General features: G+C 57.3%; 13 protein-coding genes. 7 read left to right on the top strand and 6 right to left on the bottom strand.

Translation table 11 applies throughout. From position 1 onward, the window contains the following. Window positions 1–60: 60 nt before the first annotated feature. The 5 genes from selB to BV390_RS16250 all read right to left on the bottom strand — a co-directional run bounded on the left by selB (window position 61) and on the right by BV390_RS16250 (window position 5,586). Complete coding sequence (gene selB / locus BV390_RS16270) at window positions 61–1,899, bottom strand: selenocysteine-specific translation elongation factor (protein WP_085397109.1); 1,839 nt, start codon at window positions 1,897–1,899, stop codon at window positions 61–63. Then, a complete protein-coding gene (selA, locus tag BV390_RS16265; RefSeq protein ID WP_064794036.1) occupies window positions 1,896–3,284 on the bottom strand; it encodes an L-seryl-tRNA(Sec) selenium transferase in 1,389 nt (462 codons plus the stop codon). The genes selB and selA overlap by 4 nt, the downstream gene beginning before the upstream one ends. A gap of 106 nt (window positions 3,285–3,390) precedes the next feature. Continuing rightward, complete coding sequence (locus tag BV390_RS16260) at window positions 3,391–3,999, bottom strand: glutathione S-transferase (protein WP_032696996.1); 609 nt, start codon at window positions 3,997–3,999, stop codon at window positions 3,391–3,393. Between the two features lie 91 nt (window positions 4,000–4,090). After that, window positions 4,091–5,227, bottom strand: coding sequence for an HlyD family secretion protein (locus tag BV390_RS16255; protein WP_032690292.1), 1,137 nt, complete (start codon window positions 5,225–5,227; stop codon window positions 4,091–4,093). A 2-nt stretch (window positions 5,228–5,229) separates the two neighbouring features. After that, window positions 5,230–5,586, bottom strand: coding sequence for a DUF3302 domain-containing protein (locus BV390_RS16250; RefSeq protein ID WP_032696998.1), 357 nt, complete (start codon window positions 5,584–5,586; stop codon window positions 5,230–5,232). Window positions 5,587–6,250: 664 nt separating this feature from the next. On the opposite strand from BV390_RS16250, the gene mtlA reads away from it, so the two are divergent. The 3 genes from mtlA (at window position 6,251) to mtlR (ending at window position 10,035) form a co-directional block, all read left to right on the top strand. Then, window positions 6,251–8,170, top strand: a complete 1,920-nt coding sequence (gene mtlA / locus BV390_RS16245) for a PTS mannitol transporter subunit IICBA (protein ID WP_032690291.1) — start codon at window positions 6,251–6,253, stop codon at window positions 8,168–8,170. Window positions 8,171–8,290: 120 nt separating this feature from the next. Beyond that, window positions 8,291–9,439, top strand: a complete 1,149-nt coding sequence (mtlD, locus tag BV390_RS16240; protein WP_032690290.1) for a mannitol-1-phosphate 5-dehydrogenase — start codon at window positions 8,291–8,293, stop codon at window positions 9,437–9,439. Then, a complete protein-coding gene (gene mtlR, locus BV390_RS16235) occupies window positions 9,436–10,035 on the top strand; it encodes a mannitol operon repressor MtlR (protein WP_032690289.1) in 600 nt (199 codons plus the stop codon). Before mtlD ends, mtlR begins: the two co-directional genes overlap by 4 nt. Here the strand turns inward: mtlR and BV390_RS16230 are convergent. Beyond that, window positions 10,024–10,248: a hypothetical protein gene (locus tag BV390_RS16230; RefSeq protein WP_032690288.1), complete on the bottom strand. Its 225-nt coding sequence runs from the start codon at window positions 10,246–10,248 to the stop codon at window positions 10,024–10,026. The genes mtlR and BV390_RS16230 overlap by 12 nt on opposite strands. Before the next feature lie 275 nt (window positions 10,249–10,523). Between BV390_RS16230 and BV390_RS16225 the strand changes: the two genes are divergently transcribed. The 4 genes from BV390_RS16225 to lldD all read left to right on the top strand — a co-directional run bounded on the left by BV390_RS16225 (window position 10,524) and on the right by lldD (window position 15,026). After that, entirely contained in the window at window positions 10,524–10,886 is a 363-nt protein-coding gene (locus BV390_RS16225) for a YibL family ribosome-associated protein (RefSeq protein WP_032690287.1), read from the top strand. A 530-nt stretch (window positions 10,887–11,416) separates the two neighbouring features. Then, window positions 11,417–13,072: an L-lactate permease gene (gene lldP / locus BV390_RS16220; RefSeq protein WP_032690286.1), complete on the top strand. Its 1,656-nt coding sequence runs from the start codon at window positions 11,417–11,419 to the stop codon at window positions 13,070–13,072. Then, a complete protein-coding gene (gene lldR / locus BV390_RS16215; RefSeq protein ID WP_032690285.1) occupies window positions 13,069–13,842 on the top strand; it encodes a transcriptional regulator LldR in 774 nt (257 codons plus the stop codon). Before lldP ends, lldR begins: the two co-directional genes overlap by 4 nt. Beyond that, window positions 13,842–15,026: an FMN-dependent L-lactate dehydrogenase LldD gene (gene lldD / locus BV390_RS16210; RefSeq protein WP_032690284.1), complete on the top strand. Its 1,185-nt coding sequence runs from the start codon at window positions 13,842–13,844 to the stop codon at window positions 15,024–15,026. Before lldR ends, lldD begins: the two co-directional genes overlap by 1 nt. Window positions 15,027–15,099 lie beyond the last annotated feature (73 nt).

Raw genomic sequence — 15,099 nt, 5'->3', positions numbered from 1 at the left:
CATCCGCGCCGGCGCTACGCTGACCGGGCAGCGCAGGCTGGCCCGGTCGCCTGAAAAGACTTAAAGAAACAAGGCTTTATCGCGCAGAATATGGTCATTACCACGACGGCGGGTAAAGCCAATCCGGTCGAAATATTCAAGAATTTGAATCGCCAGTTTACGCCCGACGTTCAGCGTATCGCGGAAATCTGCCGCGCAGGTTGAACCGCGTAGCTGATCCAACTCGCGGATCATTCTGGCAAAGGCCACGATCCGATCGTTGCGATAATAACGATCTTTGACGATCGCGGTAATCATGCCCTGCTGCGCCGCCTGACGCAGCACCGCGCGCATCAGCGCCTCTTCAACGCCCGCCTCTTTCGCCAGGTCGCGCACCCACCATGGCTCATCGGCAAACAGGTCGGCAACCCGTAGCCAGATGGCCTGCTGCTCCTCGGTAAAGCCCGCTTTGTGTTCCGGCAGATGCAACCATCCGTGATGGCTGTCGATAGTCCCACTGGCGCGCATCTGCTCAATCAGCAGCAGTACCAGCGCTTCGTCCTCCATCGGCAGCGCAATACGCCGCAGACGTTCGCGGCCCGGTCCAGGCTCGTCGCGATGCTGATCGTGATAGCGCGCCAGCGCATCAAGGAGTTTTGTCTGCCAGCGCGCCGCCAGCGCAGGGCTGAGCAGGTTATAACCGGCCTGCAGATAGCCGGCGTTGCGGGTCAGCGCCGCCAGGCCATTTTCGTTCAGCTGACGGGCCCAGGCAAATTCATCCAGACGTACCGCGTCGCGCTGCAGGTGCGTCTCCAGCGCCTGGGCATCATCCGCAGCCGCCGCTAGCGCATGGAGCCACTGCAGATATTCCGCTTTCCGTTTGCCGCGCCGCGGCGGATTTAGCGTCACCACGCGGGCACCCGCCAGGGTAACGCGGGCGGAGATATCGCGCAGCACCAGGCGGTCGTTATCTGCCAGCCACAGCGGAGTATCGAGTACCAGTTCGGCGAGATTCCCCTCCAGCAGCGAGACGCGTCCGGTAATATGGCTGGCGGCATGATGGATATGCAAAGACTGCCATTGCGTCAACGGCGTATGGCACTGTAGTTCAACAATCACCCGTCCGGACGCTTCGGGAGGCTGAACGGACAGCAGCCAGTCGCCGCGATTGAGCGCCTCTTTCTGCGCATCGCCGACAATGTTCAGCGCAATTCGCTGACCGGCCCGCGCCCGGTCGACCGGCTGGTTTTGCGCATGCAGCCCGCGCACGCGCATCGGCTTATCCACCCCGGTCAGCCATAGCGTATCGCCGACGTTGACCTCGCCGCTGAGCGCGGTGCCGGTCACCACCAGGCCCGCTCCTTTTACGGTGAAGGCGCGATCGATAGCCAGGCGAAAACGCTGATGCTGTGGGTGGGTGCGTTCAGGCAGCTGGCGCAGATGCGCGCGTAGCTCGTCGACCCCCCGGTTTTCCGTCGCCGCCGTGGCAAACAGCGTGGCATGGGTAAAGCCAAATTCGGCCAGCACCGCGTCCACCTCGGCACGCACCTCGCTCACGCGCGCCTCATCAACGCGATCGGCCTTAGTCAACGCCACCGTCAGCGACGGCTTTCCCGTCAGCTGCAGGATGGCCAGATGCTCGCGGGTCTGCGCCATCACGCCATCATCGCAGGCCACCACCAGCAGCGCGTGGTCAATACCGCCCACCCCCGCCAGCATGTTAGACAAAAACTTTTCGTGGCCAGGCACATCGATAAACCCCAGCACGCGACCGTCGGGCTGTGGCCAGTAGGCGTACCCCAGATCGATCGTCATCCCGCGTGATTTCTCTTCCGGCAGACGGTCGGCATTAACGCCGGTGATCGCCTGCAGCAGCGTCGTTTTGCCGTGGTCAACATGTCCGGCAGTGGCAATAATCATTGTAATAACATCTCCATAAACCGGGGTTCATCTTCAAGACAGCGCAAGTCCAGCCACAGACGCCCATCGTAAATCCGTCCGATCACCGGGATCGTCAGCCCACGCCAACGGGCCGCCAGCGCCTCCAGCTGACTGCCTCGACCATCGCGCGGCGTAAAGGTCAGCGCCGCCCCAGGCAGACGGTCCACCGGTAGCGAACCGCTGCCAATTTGCGACTGACAGGGCTCCACCCGCACCTCAAACTGCGCGTAATGCGCGGCCAGCAATGGCTGCAGGCGCAGCGCCTGTGCCTGAATCGCCTCCGCCGTGCGGGTCAGCAGGCGTAGCGTGGGCAGCCGATCGGCCAGCGTTTCCGGATGCAGATAGAGCCGCAGAGTGGCTTCCAGCGCGGCAAGGGTCATTTTATCCGCCCGCAGCGCGCGCTTAAGCGGGTGCTGCTGCAGACGGGCAATCATCGCCTTCTCACCAACGATAATCCCCGCCTGCGGGCCGCCCAGCAGCTTATCGCCGGAGAAGCTCACCAGACTGACGCCCGCCGCGATCATCTCCTGCGGCATCGGCTCTTTCGGCAGGCCATACTGGCTCAAATCAACCAGCGAACCGCTGCCCAAATCCGCCACCACCGGAATACCCGTTTCGCGGCCAATCATCGCCAGCTCGGCTTCATCGACGGCCGCCGTGAAGCCCTCGATGCTGTAATTGCTGGTATGGACCTTCATCAATAGCCCGGTATTGTCATTCACGGCCTGGCGATAATCTTTCGCATGGGTGCGGTTGGTGGTACCAACTTCATGCAGGATACAACCCGCCTGGCGCATCACATCGGGAATACGGAATGCTCCGCCGATCTCCACCAGCTCGCCGCGCGAGAGCACCACCTCTTTACCGCCGGCGGTGGCCGCCAGCATCAGCAGCACCGCCGCGGCGTTATTGTTGACGATACAGGCATCTTCTGCACCGGTGATGCGGCACAGCAGTTCCGCCAGCGCCCGATCGCGGTGGCCGCGTCCGGCATCATCCAGGCTGTACTCCAGCGTGACCGGCGCACGCATCGCCTGGGCGACGGCATCAACCGCCGTTTCTGCCTGGATTGCGCGCCCCAGGTTGGTATGCAGCACCGTGCCGGTGAGATTGAACACCGGGCGCAGCGCGCTTTGCAATGTTTGCGCCAGCCGTCGCCCGGTTTCCTGCGGCCAGTCATCGCACCAGCCCGGCAGCGCCTGCTGCTGACGAATGTATTCCCGCGCCTCCTCCAGCATCTGGCGCAGCAGCGTCACCACCTGAGCATGACCATAGCGGGCCAGCACAGCAGAAAAAGCGGGGTCGCGAAGCAAACGGTCGGTGGCCGGAAGCCGGGTGTAAAGCGCACGAATATCGGTAGTCATGAATGGACCTGGCGGTAAGTTATTTACCCCCCTCCCGACGGGAGAGGGAGTCAACAAATCAGCGGTGATTGTAACGTCTCCGGGGGGAAACTGTTACCTGCCTGGGTCAAGTCCTTGGCGGTTCGGTACGGGCAAAACTGGCGCGCTGAAAAAGCGCATCGACCAGCTTAATCAGCTGAGGCCGCGTCGCACACCAGCCGGGCGCAACCCGCCGAAAGTTTAGATAGGCAATCGCGCACGCCGCTGAAATCGTGGCCAGATTGACCTCATCGATACGCAGGCTGCCATCGGCAACATAGGCTTCCAGCGCATCGAGGCCCCGGGTCACTTTCTCCCGCTGGCGCAGCAGCTCGCTTTCTGACTGCTGCGCCGCCGGACGGCTCTTTTCACGCACCAGTGCCTGCGCCGCCTCCATTACGCCGTCGGCCAGGGCCTCCAGCTGGCGCATTTTCAACGCCGCTTTCGGGTCCGATGGCACCATTGCTGGCGCCGCGCCGAGCTGATCGAGGTATTGCGCGATAATGGGAGAGTCATACCAGCATTCGCCGCCGTCGGTGACCAGCACCGGCACCTTGCCCAAGGGATTGTATTGGCCGACGCCGTTCTCGTCGTGGTAGGGAGATTCATTGACGAATGCGAAGGGGAGGTTTTTCTCCAGCAGAATGACGGAGATTTTACGTACAAAGGGACTGGTGTAGCTGCCGATCAGTTTCATTGCCTGCTCCTTTCGCCAACAAAAAAGTAAGTATGGTTCAGGCGCAGGCAAAAGGCAGGTCAGACTTAACGTCAGCCTGCCTTCATCGCAATTAATGATCCAGGTAGAGGTAGTGCATCCAGCTGGTCATGCGTAGCAAGACCTTTCTCATGACCGATACATGGCTGAAGTGGTCAGAATAGACCGCCACCTGGGCATAAATACCGTCCGGCAGCGAGTCGACATCCGCGTTGGGATCCAGCTCAATTGTCGCCAGGACGCCATCGGTTCCCGGTAAGACCGTCAGCGACTGCAATGCTCCTTGCGCCTGGTAAGATCCCCCCGGGACCACCGGAAGAATACTGGTCAGCTTGCCATGGAATACCTGGCCCGGCAGCGCGTTAAAGACCACTTCGGCATCATCGCCTGGCTTCAGTCGCAGCAGCGAGTTTTGGCGGAACTGGGCAACAATCTGCCGTTTTTGTTCCGGGATAAAGACCATCACCGGGCGCAGCGGCAGCGCTGCCGCATAGGTGCCGGGACGGATCAGCACCTGGGTAACATAGCCGTTGCTTGGCGCGCGAATCACGGTCTGGTCGAGGTTATATTTCGCCTCCGTCAACTGCGCGCGCAGACTGACAACCTGCGACTGCTCACCCCCCACCATGCTGTCCAGTTGACTCTGTATCTGCGCCTGCTCGGCAACGGATGCTTTCACTAACGCATCCTGCGCCAGATAGTTTTGCCGGGCGTTATCGATATCGCTTTCAGAGAACGGGTTGACCCGCGCCTGGCTGCCTTTCAGATAGCGCTGGTAGTCCTTGTAGAGCCGATCGCGCTCGGCGGAAACACGTACCGTGTTGGCCTGCGCTTCTGAAAGCTGCGCCTTCAGAGTGTTGATGCTGTGCAGCGCGGTCACCAGATCGGCCTGCAGTCTGTCCACCCGGGCCTGATAACGCACGGGATCAATCGTAAACAGGACATCACCCTTATTAACACGTTGATTCGTTTTATCCGTCACGGTACTGACGATACCGGTCACCTGCGGCGTAATGGGAATAGAAATAACCGCCTTTTGTGCAGTAAATGTATAAGGATGATTATAGTTCATTAATAAAATAAGGGCGCTGACGAGAAATATGCCGCCTAATGCCGCCGTGGCTAAAGTCCACTGGTTAACCGGAATGCGAAATATCTTAAAAACCGCCCATGCAATCGCTACATAGGTCAATACAATTAACAGATCCATGATTAGCGCTCCGGGGTCTCTTTATCTGCGGATGATGGCACCGCACCCAGTCTTTTTTCCAACTCGGCAACGCGTTGTGAAAGCCTTTCGATATCGGGATCGCGTTCAGCTGGAGGAATATGAGATTTCATTCCCCACCCGCGCTCAGGTTGATAGAGCGTGGCCCAAATCCACAGGAATGGCCAGATAACATGCAGCGTAAACAGGCTCACCCACCCGGCGGTATGGATGGCATCAGCGTGGGGATGATTACGTTTTTTGGCCATTAAATAGGGAATATCATGAATTGCAATGATTCCATAAAAGAGAACCAGAAAAACGAAGATCAATACACCCAACGCAAAATAGTTGAGAAACATATGTGCCTCACTAAACACGACGACAGCTCATCAATAATATAAAATGGTAAGCAACCAAATTAATTAATGAAATTTAAGTAAAAGAAAAATACGCTTATAATTTAAGGCCGAGGAGTATTGTTTTTAGTTATTCTCCTTGCAAGTTTTTAAGCGTGACAAAATATATCCTGAAGAACGATATACTTATCTTTACAACTTGAGCTTAAGCCACATGCTGACTTTTTTCCATACGGCCCGCCGATGATGTTTTTTCATTGTGAAGTCTGTGGACCAACGCCAGCCGCAGAGCGAGGGAGCAGAGTTTGCCGGCGATCACATCTGCAAAATTCAACGAATTATTTTTTGTGAACATGATCACAATATAGAGACAAACCAAAAACAATATTATGTGATGTAATTCACATTAATTGCCCTAATCAGGCTAATTTTGACCCATTGTCTTTTTTTTGCACACCAATTTTGTGATGCACATCACTACAAATAGCTGTCAGACACCTATATTCATGTGATCAGAATCACACAAAAACCCACCGACTGGACAGTTTAACCATTCAGTGCCAGATTCGCTTTATCAATCAGGGTCCGGCGACCTCTGCCGCCATATTCACAACAAGCCTCAGGCTTTTAGCCTACGCGATAAGCAAAACAGAAGAAGGGGTGTTTTATGTCATCCGATATCAAGATCAAGGTGCAAAGCTTTGGTCGTTTCCTCAGCAATATGGTGATGCCAAACATCGGCGCGTTTATCGCGTGGGGTATCATCACCGCATTATTCATACCGACAGGGTGGTTACCGAACGAGACGCTGGCGAAGTTAGTCGGCCCGATGATCACCTACCTGCTGCCGCTGCTTATCGGCTATACCGGCGGTAAATTAATTGGCGGTGAGCGTGGCGGCGTCGTCGGTGCCATCACCACAATGGGCGTCATCGTCGGCGCGGACATGCCGATGTTCCTCGGCGCCATGATCGCAGGTCCGCTGGGCGGCTGGGCGATTAAACATTTTGATGGCTGGGTAGACGGTAAGATTAAGTCCGGTTTCGAGATGCTGGTGAACAACTTCTCCGCCGGTATTATCGGGATGATCCTCGCGATTCTGGCATTCCTCGGCATTGGCCCGGCGGTTGAAGTCCTGTCCAAAATTCTGGCGGCGGGCGTTAACTTCATGGTTGTCCATGACATGCTGCCGCTGGCATCTATCTTCGTTGAACCGGCGAAAATCCTGTTCCTGAACAACGCTATCAACCACGGTATCTTCTCGCCGCTGGGTATTCAGCAGTCTCATGAGCTGGGCAAATCAATCTTCTTCCTGATTGAAGCCAACCCGGGCCCGGGGATGGGCGTGCTGCTGGCATACATGTTCTTTGGTCGCGGTAATGCGAAGCAGTCTGCAGGCGGTGCCGCAATCATCCACTTCCTGGGCGGTATCCACGAAATCTACTTCCCGTATGTGCTGATGAATCCGCGTCTGATCCTTGCCGTTATTCTCGGCGGTATGACCGGCGTGTTCACTCTGACTATCCTCAACGGCGGTCTGGTTTCTCCTGCTTCTCCGGGTTCTATTCTTGCGGTGCTGGCGATGACGCCGAAAGGCGCGTACTTCGCTAACATCGCGGCAATTATTGCGGCAATGGCCGTCTCCTTTGTGGTCTCCGCCATTCTGCTGAAAACCAGCAAAGTGAAAGAGGAAGATGATATCGATGCGGCGACTCGTCGCATGCAGGATATGAAAGCCGAATCTAAAGGCGCGGCTACCCCGCTGTCTGCAGGTACCGTAGCTAACGACCTGAGCCACGTGCGCAAAATCATCGTCGCCTGCGATGCCGGCATGGGTTCCAGCGCCATGGGTGCCGGGGTGCTGCGTAAAAAAGTGCAGGATGCGGGGCTGAGCAATATCTCCGTCACCAACTGCGCGATTAACAATCTGCCGCCGGATGTCGACCTGGTGATTACCCACCGCGATCTGACCGAGCGTGCGATGCGCCAGGTGCCGCAGGCCCAGCACATTTCGCTGACCAACTTCCTCGACAGCGGCCTGTACACCAGCCTGACCGAGCGTCTGGTTGCGGCGCAGCGCCATACTGACAACGAAGAGAAAGTCCGCGGCAGTCTGAAAGACAGCTTCGATACCGCCGACACAAATCTGTTCAAGCTTGGCGCAGAGAATATCTTCCTCGGTCGCAAAGCGGCGACGAAAGAAGAAGCGATCCGCTTTGCGGGCGAGCAGCTGGTGAAAGGCGGCTACGTTGAGCCGGAATATGTGCAGGCGATGCTGGATCGTGAAAAACTGACCTCCACCTATCTGGGAGAGTCCATCGCGGTACCACACGGCACGATTGAAGCTAAAGACCGCGTCCTGAAGACCGGCGTGGTGTTCTGCCAGTATCCGGAAGGGGTGCGCTTTGGCGAAGACGAAGATGACGTAGCCCGTCTGGTTATCGGTATCGCAGCACGCAATAACGAGCACATTCATGTGATTACCAGCCTGACTAACGCGCTGGATGATGAGTCGGTGATTGAGCGCCTGACCCACACCACCAGCGTTGAGGAAGTGCTGGCGCTGCTGAAAGGCAACAAAGCGTAAACGGTCCCGGCCACGCCGGGAGACGAATCCCTCTCTCTCTGACTGGAGAGAGAGGGTTCGGGTGAGGGGCAGGCCTCACCCGAACCCTCTCAGGTAAAAACATTAATGAAGGTTAATACTATGAATGCATTACATTTTGGCGCAGGTAATATCGGACGTGGCTTCATCGGCAAATTGCTGGCTGACGCGGGGATCGCTTTAACATTCGCCGATGTGAATCAGGTGGTACTTGATGCCCTGAATGCCCGTCATAGCTATCAGGTTCACGTCGTCGGTGAAAACGAGCAGGTCGATACCGTTTCCGGCGTCAATGCCGTCAGCAGCATCGGCGAGGAAGTGATTGACCTGATTGCCCGCGTTGACCTGATCACCACCGCCGTCGGCCCGGTTGTGCTGGAGCGCATTGCGCCGGCTATTGCGAAAGGGCTGGCGAAGCGTAAAGCGCAGGGGATAACCGCCCCGCTAAACATCATTGCCTGTGAAAATATGGTGCGCGGAACCACGCAGCTCAAAGGCCACGTGTTTAATGCCCTGGCGGAAGAAGACAAAGCCTGGGTAGAAGCCAACGTCGGCTTTGTCGATTCCGCGGTTGACCGTATTGTTCCCCCGTCCGCCTCTGCGACGCATGACCCGCTGGAAGTGACCGTGGAAACCTTCAGCGAGTGGATCGTCGATAAAACTCAGTTTAAAGGCACGCTGCCGGCGATCCCGGGAATGGAATTAACCGACAACCTGATGGCATTTGTCGAACGTAAGCTATTCACCTTAAACACCGGACATGCTATAACCGCCTACCTCGGAAAACTGGCCGGGCACCAGACGATCCGCGACGCGATTCTCGATGAGAACATTCGCGCCGTGGTGAAAGGGGCTATGGAAGAGAGCGGCGCGGTGCTGATCAAACGCTACGGCTTTGATGCACAGAAGCACGCCGCCTACATCCAGAAAATCCTCGGCCGTTTCGAGAATCCGTACCTGAAAGATGACGTTGAGCGCGTGGGTCGTCAGCCGCTGCGTAAACTGAGCGCGGGCGATCGTTTGATTAAGCCGCTGCTTGGTACGCTGGAATATGCTCTGCCGCACGTCAATCTGGTCAAAGGGATCGCGGCGGCAATGCACTTCCGCAGCGAAGAAGACCCGCAGGCGCAGGAGCTGGCAGCCTTGATTAACGACAAGGGCCCCCAGGCTGCGCTGGCACAGATTTCTGGTCTGGATGCAGCAAGTGCCGTGGTGACCGAGGCCGTTAACGACTACAACGCCACCAAATGAGGCAAGACCTGGCGCGGAATGAACCGCGCCCATTACTACTCCTGTCAGATATGCAGGCAATAATGGAAGAAACACAGGCATTTGAAAACCGCGTGCTTGAGCGTCTGAATGCTGGCAAAACCGTACGAAGCTTCCTGATCGCCACCGTCGAGCTACTCACGGAAGCGGTCAATATTCTGGTGCTTCAGGTGTTCCGTAAAGACGACTACGCGGTGAAATACGCAGTGGAGCCATTGCTGGATGGCGATGGGCCGCTGGGGGACCTTTCTGTACGCCTGAAGCTGATTTACGGCCTTGGGGTGATTAGTCGCGCCGAATACGAAGACGCCGAGCTGCTGATGGCCCTGCGTGAAGAGTTGAATCACGACGGAAATGAGTACAATTTTACCGATGATGAGATTCTTGGGCCTTTTGGCGAACTGCATTGCGTGACCGCCCTACCGCCGACGCCGCTGTTTGATGAGAGCGACGAAGAACTGCTGGCAATGCAGAAGCTGCGCTACCAGCAGGTGGTACGTTCAACAATGATGCTGTCTCTGACCGAGCTGATTTCCCGAATCAGCTTAAAAAAAGCCTTCCAGAAATCAACGCTCTGATTCAGGTTCAGACTGATCGCAGGTTGGCCGGTAAAGTTGCCGGTAATACTCCAGCCGATTCAAAAATAGCGCCTCTTTGTTCTGCGGAATCTCCGGTGGCACATGCTGTAAACGCGGGGATTTTTTCAGATACTCCATAAAAGCCTGGCTTGAAGCCATAAAATCAACTGTCTTGTCGATAATACGCGGTACGCCGTCACCGATTTTTGCCATCTCGCCCTCCTGTGTTCAGGGATCATCCTGTAAAGGATTAGCGAAAAGCGAGGTCAGGGTTGAGGAAAACGTGCTGTATTGACGACAGACTTCACAGAGATGAAAAACAGGCCACTCTTAGTCACAATATGATTAACATTCATATAATTATAAATCATTGCCTCTGAGACTTCCGCGGAAAAAACGCCGGATTCTGGATAAATGACTACCCACAACAGAAGTCACAGCACATACTATATGTTGTCGAAATCCCTTTATTAATAGATTAAGTCATCATGAAAGAAGTCGAAAAGAATGAAATCAAGCGTTTGAGCGACCGCCTCGACGCCATCCGCCACCAGCAGGCAGACCTGTCGCTGGTGGAAGCGGCGGACAAATACGCCGAGCTGGAAAAAGAAAAAGCCACCCTCGAAGCCGAAATTATTCGCCTGCGCGAAGTTCAGGGCCAGAAACTGAGCAAAGAAGCACAGAAGCTGATGAGCCTGCCACATCGCCGCGCGATTACCAAAAAAGAGCAGGCCGATATGGGCAAGCTGAAGAAAAGCGTTCGCGGACTGGTGATTGTTCATCCGATGACTGCCCTCGGTCGCGAAATGAACCTCAAAGAAATGACCGGCTTCGCTAAAACCGAGTTCTAAGCTTTTAGCCGCGAGAACCTTCCCCGGTGGCGCTGCGCTGACCGGGCCTACGGGAACGCGTACGCTGGCAGTTGGTGACCGGACAGGCGTATCAGGCGCCGTGTCCGGGAATCCCACGGCCTCCCGACGGCGCTGACCGGAGTGACGGGAATACGTACGCTGGCAGTCGGTGGCCGGACAAGCGTATCAGGCGCCGTGTCCGGGAATCCCACGGCCTCCCGACGGCGCTGACCGGGGCGACGGGAACGCGTACGCCGGCGGTCGGTGTCCAGACAGGCGCTGATTCGCATACCCTTCACATCCATGATTCCCCCACCCCATTGGCCCTACCAATTATTTCTTAAACCACTCAACGGTTCACATATCCATCATTTTTAGTCACAGATATATTGCCTGCCAATAACATTTGGTTAACCATTCGTTGTCGTTAACCCTACAACTAAATTTTGGCTGGGCCAGTTTTACAAAAGATGTGATCTGCAAGGAGCGCAGACTCAGCACCGCATCTTTTTGGCCCGATGGAGACCTGCATGAACCTCTGGCAACAAAATTACGATCCGGCCGGTAATATCTGGCTCTCAAGTCTTATCGCATCGTTACCGATTCTGTTTTTCTTTTTTGCCCTGATAAAGCTCAAGCTCAAAGGGTACCTGGCGGCGACATGGACCGTGGCCATTGCGCTGTCGGTCGCGCTGCTGTTCTATAAGATGCCCGTCGATCGCGCGCTGACTTCCGTGGTCTACGGTTTCTTTTACGGCCTGTGGCCCATCGCGTGGATTATTATCGCCGCGGTATTCGTCTATAAAATTTCGGTTAAGACCGGACAGTTCGATATTATTCGCTCGTCGATTCTCTCGATTACCCCTGACCAGCGCCTGCAGATGCTGATTGTCGGCTTCTCCTTCGGGGCTTTCCTCGAGGGTGCGGCCGGTTTTGGCGCCCCGGTGGCGATTACCGCCGCGCTGCTGGTCGGCCTGGGCTTTAACCCGCTGTATGCCGCGGGGCTGTGTCTGATTGTCAACACTGCGCCGGTGGCCTTTGGTGCGATGGGCATTCCGATTCTGGTCGCCGGCCAGGTCACCGGTATCGACAGCTTTGCTATCGGCCAGATGGTCGGTCGTCAACTGCCGTTCCTGACCATTATCGTCCTGTTCTGGATTATGGCGATTATGGACGGCTGGCGCGGTATCAAAGAGACCTGGCCGGCGGTCATGGTTGCCGGCGGCTCGTTCGCCATCGCGCAGTACCTCAGCTCTAACTTCCTTGGCCCGGAACTGCCGGACATCATCTCCTCTCTGGTGTCACTGGTTTGCCTGACCCTGTTCCTCAAACGCTGGCAGCCGGTCCGTATCTTCCGCTTCGGCGATATGGGCGCCGCCCAGGTCGATCAAACGCTGGCGCGTACCCATTACAGCGCCGGGCAGGTCGTCCGCGCCTGGTCGCCGTTCCTGTTCCTGACCGCCACCGTGACTTTGTGGAGTATTCCGCCGTTTAAGGCCCTGTTTGCTCCCGGCGGCGCGATGTATGACTTCGTTATCAATATCTCCGTGCCGTTCCTCGATAAGATGGTGGCCCGCATGCCGCCGGTTGTCAGCGCCGCCACCCCTTACGCGGCGGTGTATAAGTTCGACTGGCTGTCTGCCACCGGCACCGCCATCCTGTTTGCGGCTATACTTTCCGTCGTCTGGCTGCGTATGAAGCCAAAAGATGCGCTGATCACCTTTGGCAGCACGTTAAAAGAACTGGCTCTACCGATTTACTCCATCGGCATGGTGCTGGCGTTCGCCTTTATCTCTAACTATTCCGGGCTGTCGTCGACGCTGGCCCTCGCGCTGGCGCACACCGGCCACGCGTTTACCTTCTTCTCGCCATTCCTCGGCTGGCTGGGGGTATTCCTGACCGGTTCAGACACTTCGTCTAACGCGCTGTTCGCCGCGCTGCAGGCGACCGCGGCACAGCAGATCGGCGTCTCCGATATTCTGCTGGTCGCGGCCAACACCACCGGCGGCGTCACCGGCAAAATGATTTCGCCGCAGTCCATCGCTATCGCCTGTGCGGCGGTAGGCCTGGTGGGGAAAGAGTCGGACCTGTTCCGCTTTACCGTAAAACACAGCCTGATCTTTACCTGCATGGTCGGTGTTATTACCACGCTACAGGCCTATGTCTTAACCTGGATGATCCCATGATAGTGATGCCCCGGCGCCTCGCAGACGATGTAGCCCGTCGTGTGCGGGCGCTGATTGAAGAACAGAAGCTGGAGGCGGGCATGCGACTGCCCGCCGAGCGCCAGCTGGCCGCCCTGCTTGGCGTCTCACGCAACTCGCTGCGCGAAGCGCTGGCGATGCTGGTGAGCGAAGGCCTGCTGGTCAGCCGCCGCGGCGGCGGGACTTTCGTGCGCTGGCAGCACGAGGCGTGGTCGGAACAGAATATCGTTCAGCCGCTAAAAACGCTGCTCGCCGACGACCCCGATTACAGTTTTGATATTCTGGAAGCGCGCCACGCCATCGAAGCCAGCACGGCCTGGCATGCGGCGATGCGCGCAACTGACGCCGAAAAAGAGCGCATTCGCCTGTGCTTTGAAGCGACCCAGAGCGAAGACCCGGACCTGGCCTCACAGGCTGACGTTCGCTTTCACCTGGCGATTGCCGAAGCCTCGCACAATGTGGTTCTGCTACAAACCATGCGCGGCTTTTTCGACCTCCTGCAATCCTCGGTCAAACAGAGCCGCCAGCGGATGTATCTTGTCCCGCCGGTATTCGCCCGTCTGACTGAACAGCACCAGGCCGTGATGGAGGCCATTTTCGCCGGTGACGCCGAAGGCGCGCGGCAGGCGATGATGGCGCACCTAGGCTTTGTCCACGCCACGATTAAACACTTTGATGAAGACCAGGCCCGCCAGGCGCGCATTACCCGCCTGCCCGGTGACCACAACGAAAATGCCAGGGAGAACCCGTGATGATTATTTCAGCCGCCAGCGACTATCGCGCAGCCGCACAGCGTATCCTGCCACCGTTCCTGTTCCACTACATCGACGGCGGCGCCTATGCCGAGCACACGCTGCGCCGCAACGTTGAAGATCTGTCTGATGTGGCGCTCCGCCAGCGGGTGCTGAAGAATATGTCGGACCTGAGCCTGGAGACCACGCTGTTCAAAGAAAAGCTCTCTATGCCGGTGGCGCTGGCGCCGGTCGGGCTGTGCGGAATGTACGCTCGCCGCGGTGAAGTGCAGGCGGCAGGCGCCGCGGATGATAAAGGCATTCCGTTTACCCTCTCCACCGTTTCCGTCTGCCCGATAGAGGAGGTCGCGCCGACCATCAAGCGCCCGATGTGGTTCCAGCTGTACGTCCTGCGCGATCGCGGCTTTATGCGCAATGCGCTGGAGCGCGCCAAAGCGGCGGGATGTTCAACCCTGGTGTTTACCGTCGATATGCCCACCCCCGGCGCTCGCTATCGTGATGCCCATTCCGGAATGAGTGGCCCGAATGCGGCGATGCGCCGCTACTGGCAGGCGATGACCCACCCGCAGTGGGCGTGGGATGTCGGTTTAAACGGCCGCCCTCACGATCTTGGCAATATCTCCACCTATCTTGGCAAGCCTACCGGTCTTGAGGACTACATTGGCTGGCTGGCGAACAACTTCGATCCGTCTATTTCGTGGAAAGACCTCGAGTGGATCCGCGAATTCTGGGACGGCCCGATGGTGATCAAAGGGATCCTCGATCCGCAGGATGCGCGCGACGCCGTACGCTTCGGCGCCGACGGGATCGTGGTCTCCAACCACGGCGGTCGCCAGCTCGACGGCGTTCTCTCCTCAGCCCGTGCGCTGCCGGCCATCGCCGATGCGGTAAAAGGCGATATCACCATCCTCGCCGATAGCGGTATTCGTAACGGTCTCGATGTGGTGCGCATGATCGCGCTGGGCGCCGATAGCGTACTGCTGGGCCGCGCCTATCTGTACGCGCTGGCCACCCACGGCAAGCAGGGTGTAGCCAACCTGCTGAATCTGATCGAGAAAGAGATGAAGGTGGCCATGACCCTGACCGGAACCAAAACCATCGGTGAAATCAGCCGCGACTCACTGGTTCAGAACGCCGACGCGCTGCATACCTTCAATGCGATGACGCAGGGCAACGCGGCATAATCCCCCCGCCCGGCGCTCACCCACGGGGATGAGGGCCGGGCAAATATCTGCTATTCTGCCCGCGCGATTAAGA

Origin of the sequence: Klebsiella sp. YJ, assembly GCF_002108615.1 — a bacterium.
In the GTDB taxonomy this organism is placed as follows: Bacteria; Pseudomonadota; Gammaproteobacteria; order Enterobacterales; family Enterobacteriaceae; genus Klebsiella; species Klebsiella planticola.
This window is presented reverse-complemented; position numbering and strand designations above follow the sequence as displayed.

Coding starts and splice junctions, on each gene's coding strand:
- selB (WP_085397109.1), bottom strand. CDS start 1,899: ATGATTATTGCCACTGCCGGACATGTTGACCACGGCAAAACGACGCTG.
- selA (WP_064794036.1), bottom strand. CDS start 3,284: ATGACTACCGATATTCGTGCGCTTTACACCCGGCTTCCGGCCACCGAC.
- BV390_RS16260 (WP_032696996.1), bottom strand. CDS start 3,999: ATGAAACTGATCGGCAGCTACACCAGTCCCTTTGTACGTAAAATCTCC.
- BV390_RS16255 (WP_032690292.1), bottom strand. CDS start 5,227: ATGGATCTGTTAATTGTATTGACCTATGTAGCGATTGCATGGGCGGTT.
- BV390_RS16250 (WP_032696998.1), bottom strand. CDS start 5,586: ATGTTTCTCAACTATTTTGCGTTGGGTGTATTGATCTTCGTTTTTCTG.
- mtlA (WP_032690291.1), top strand. CDS start 6,251: ATGTCATCCGATATCAAGATCAAGGTGCAAAGCTTTGGTCGTTTCCTC.
- mtlD (WP_032690290.1), top strand. CDS start 8,291: ATGAATGCATTACATTTTGGCGCAGGTAATATCGGACGTGGCTTCATC.
- mtlR (WP_032690289.1), top strand. CDS start 9,436: ATGAGGCAAGACCTGGCGCGGAATGAACCGCGCCCATTACTACTCCTG.
- BV390_RS16230 (WP_032690288.1), bottom strand. CDS start 10,248: ATGGCAAAAATCGGTGACGGCGTACCGCGTATTATCGACAAGACAGTT.
- BV390_RS16225 (WP_032690287.1), top strand. CDS start 10,524: ATGAAAGAAGTCGAAAAGAATGAAATCAAGCGTTTGAGCGACCGCCTC.
- lldP (WP_032690286.1), top strand. CDS start 11,417: ATGAACCTCTGGCAACAAAATTACGATCCGGCCGGTAATATCTGGCTC.
- lldR (WP_032690285.1), top strand. CDS start 13,069: ATGATAGTGATGCCCCGGCGCCTCGCAGACGATGTAGCCCGTCGTGTG.
- lldD (WP_032690284.1), top strand. CDS start 13,842: ATGATTATTTCAGCCGCCAGCGACTATCGCGCAGCCGCACAGCGTATC.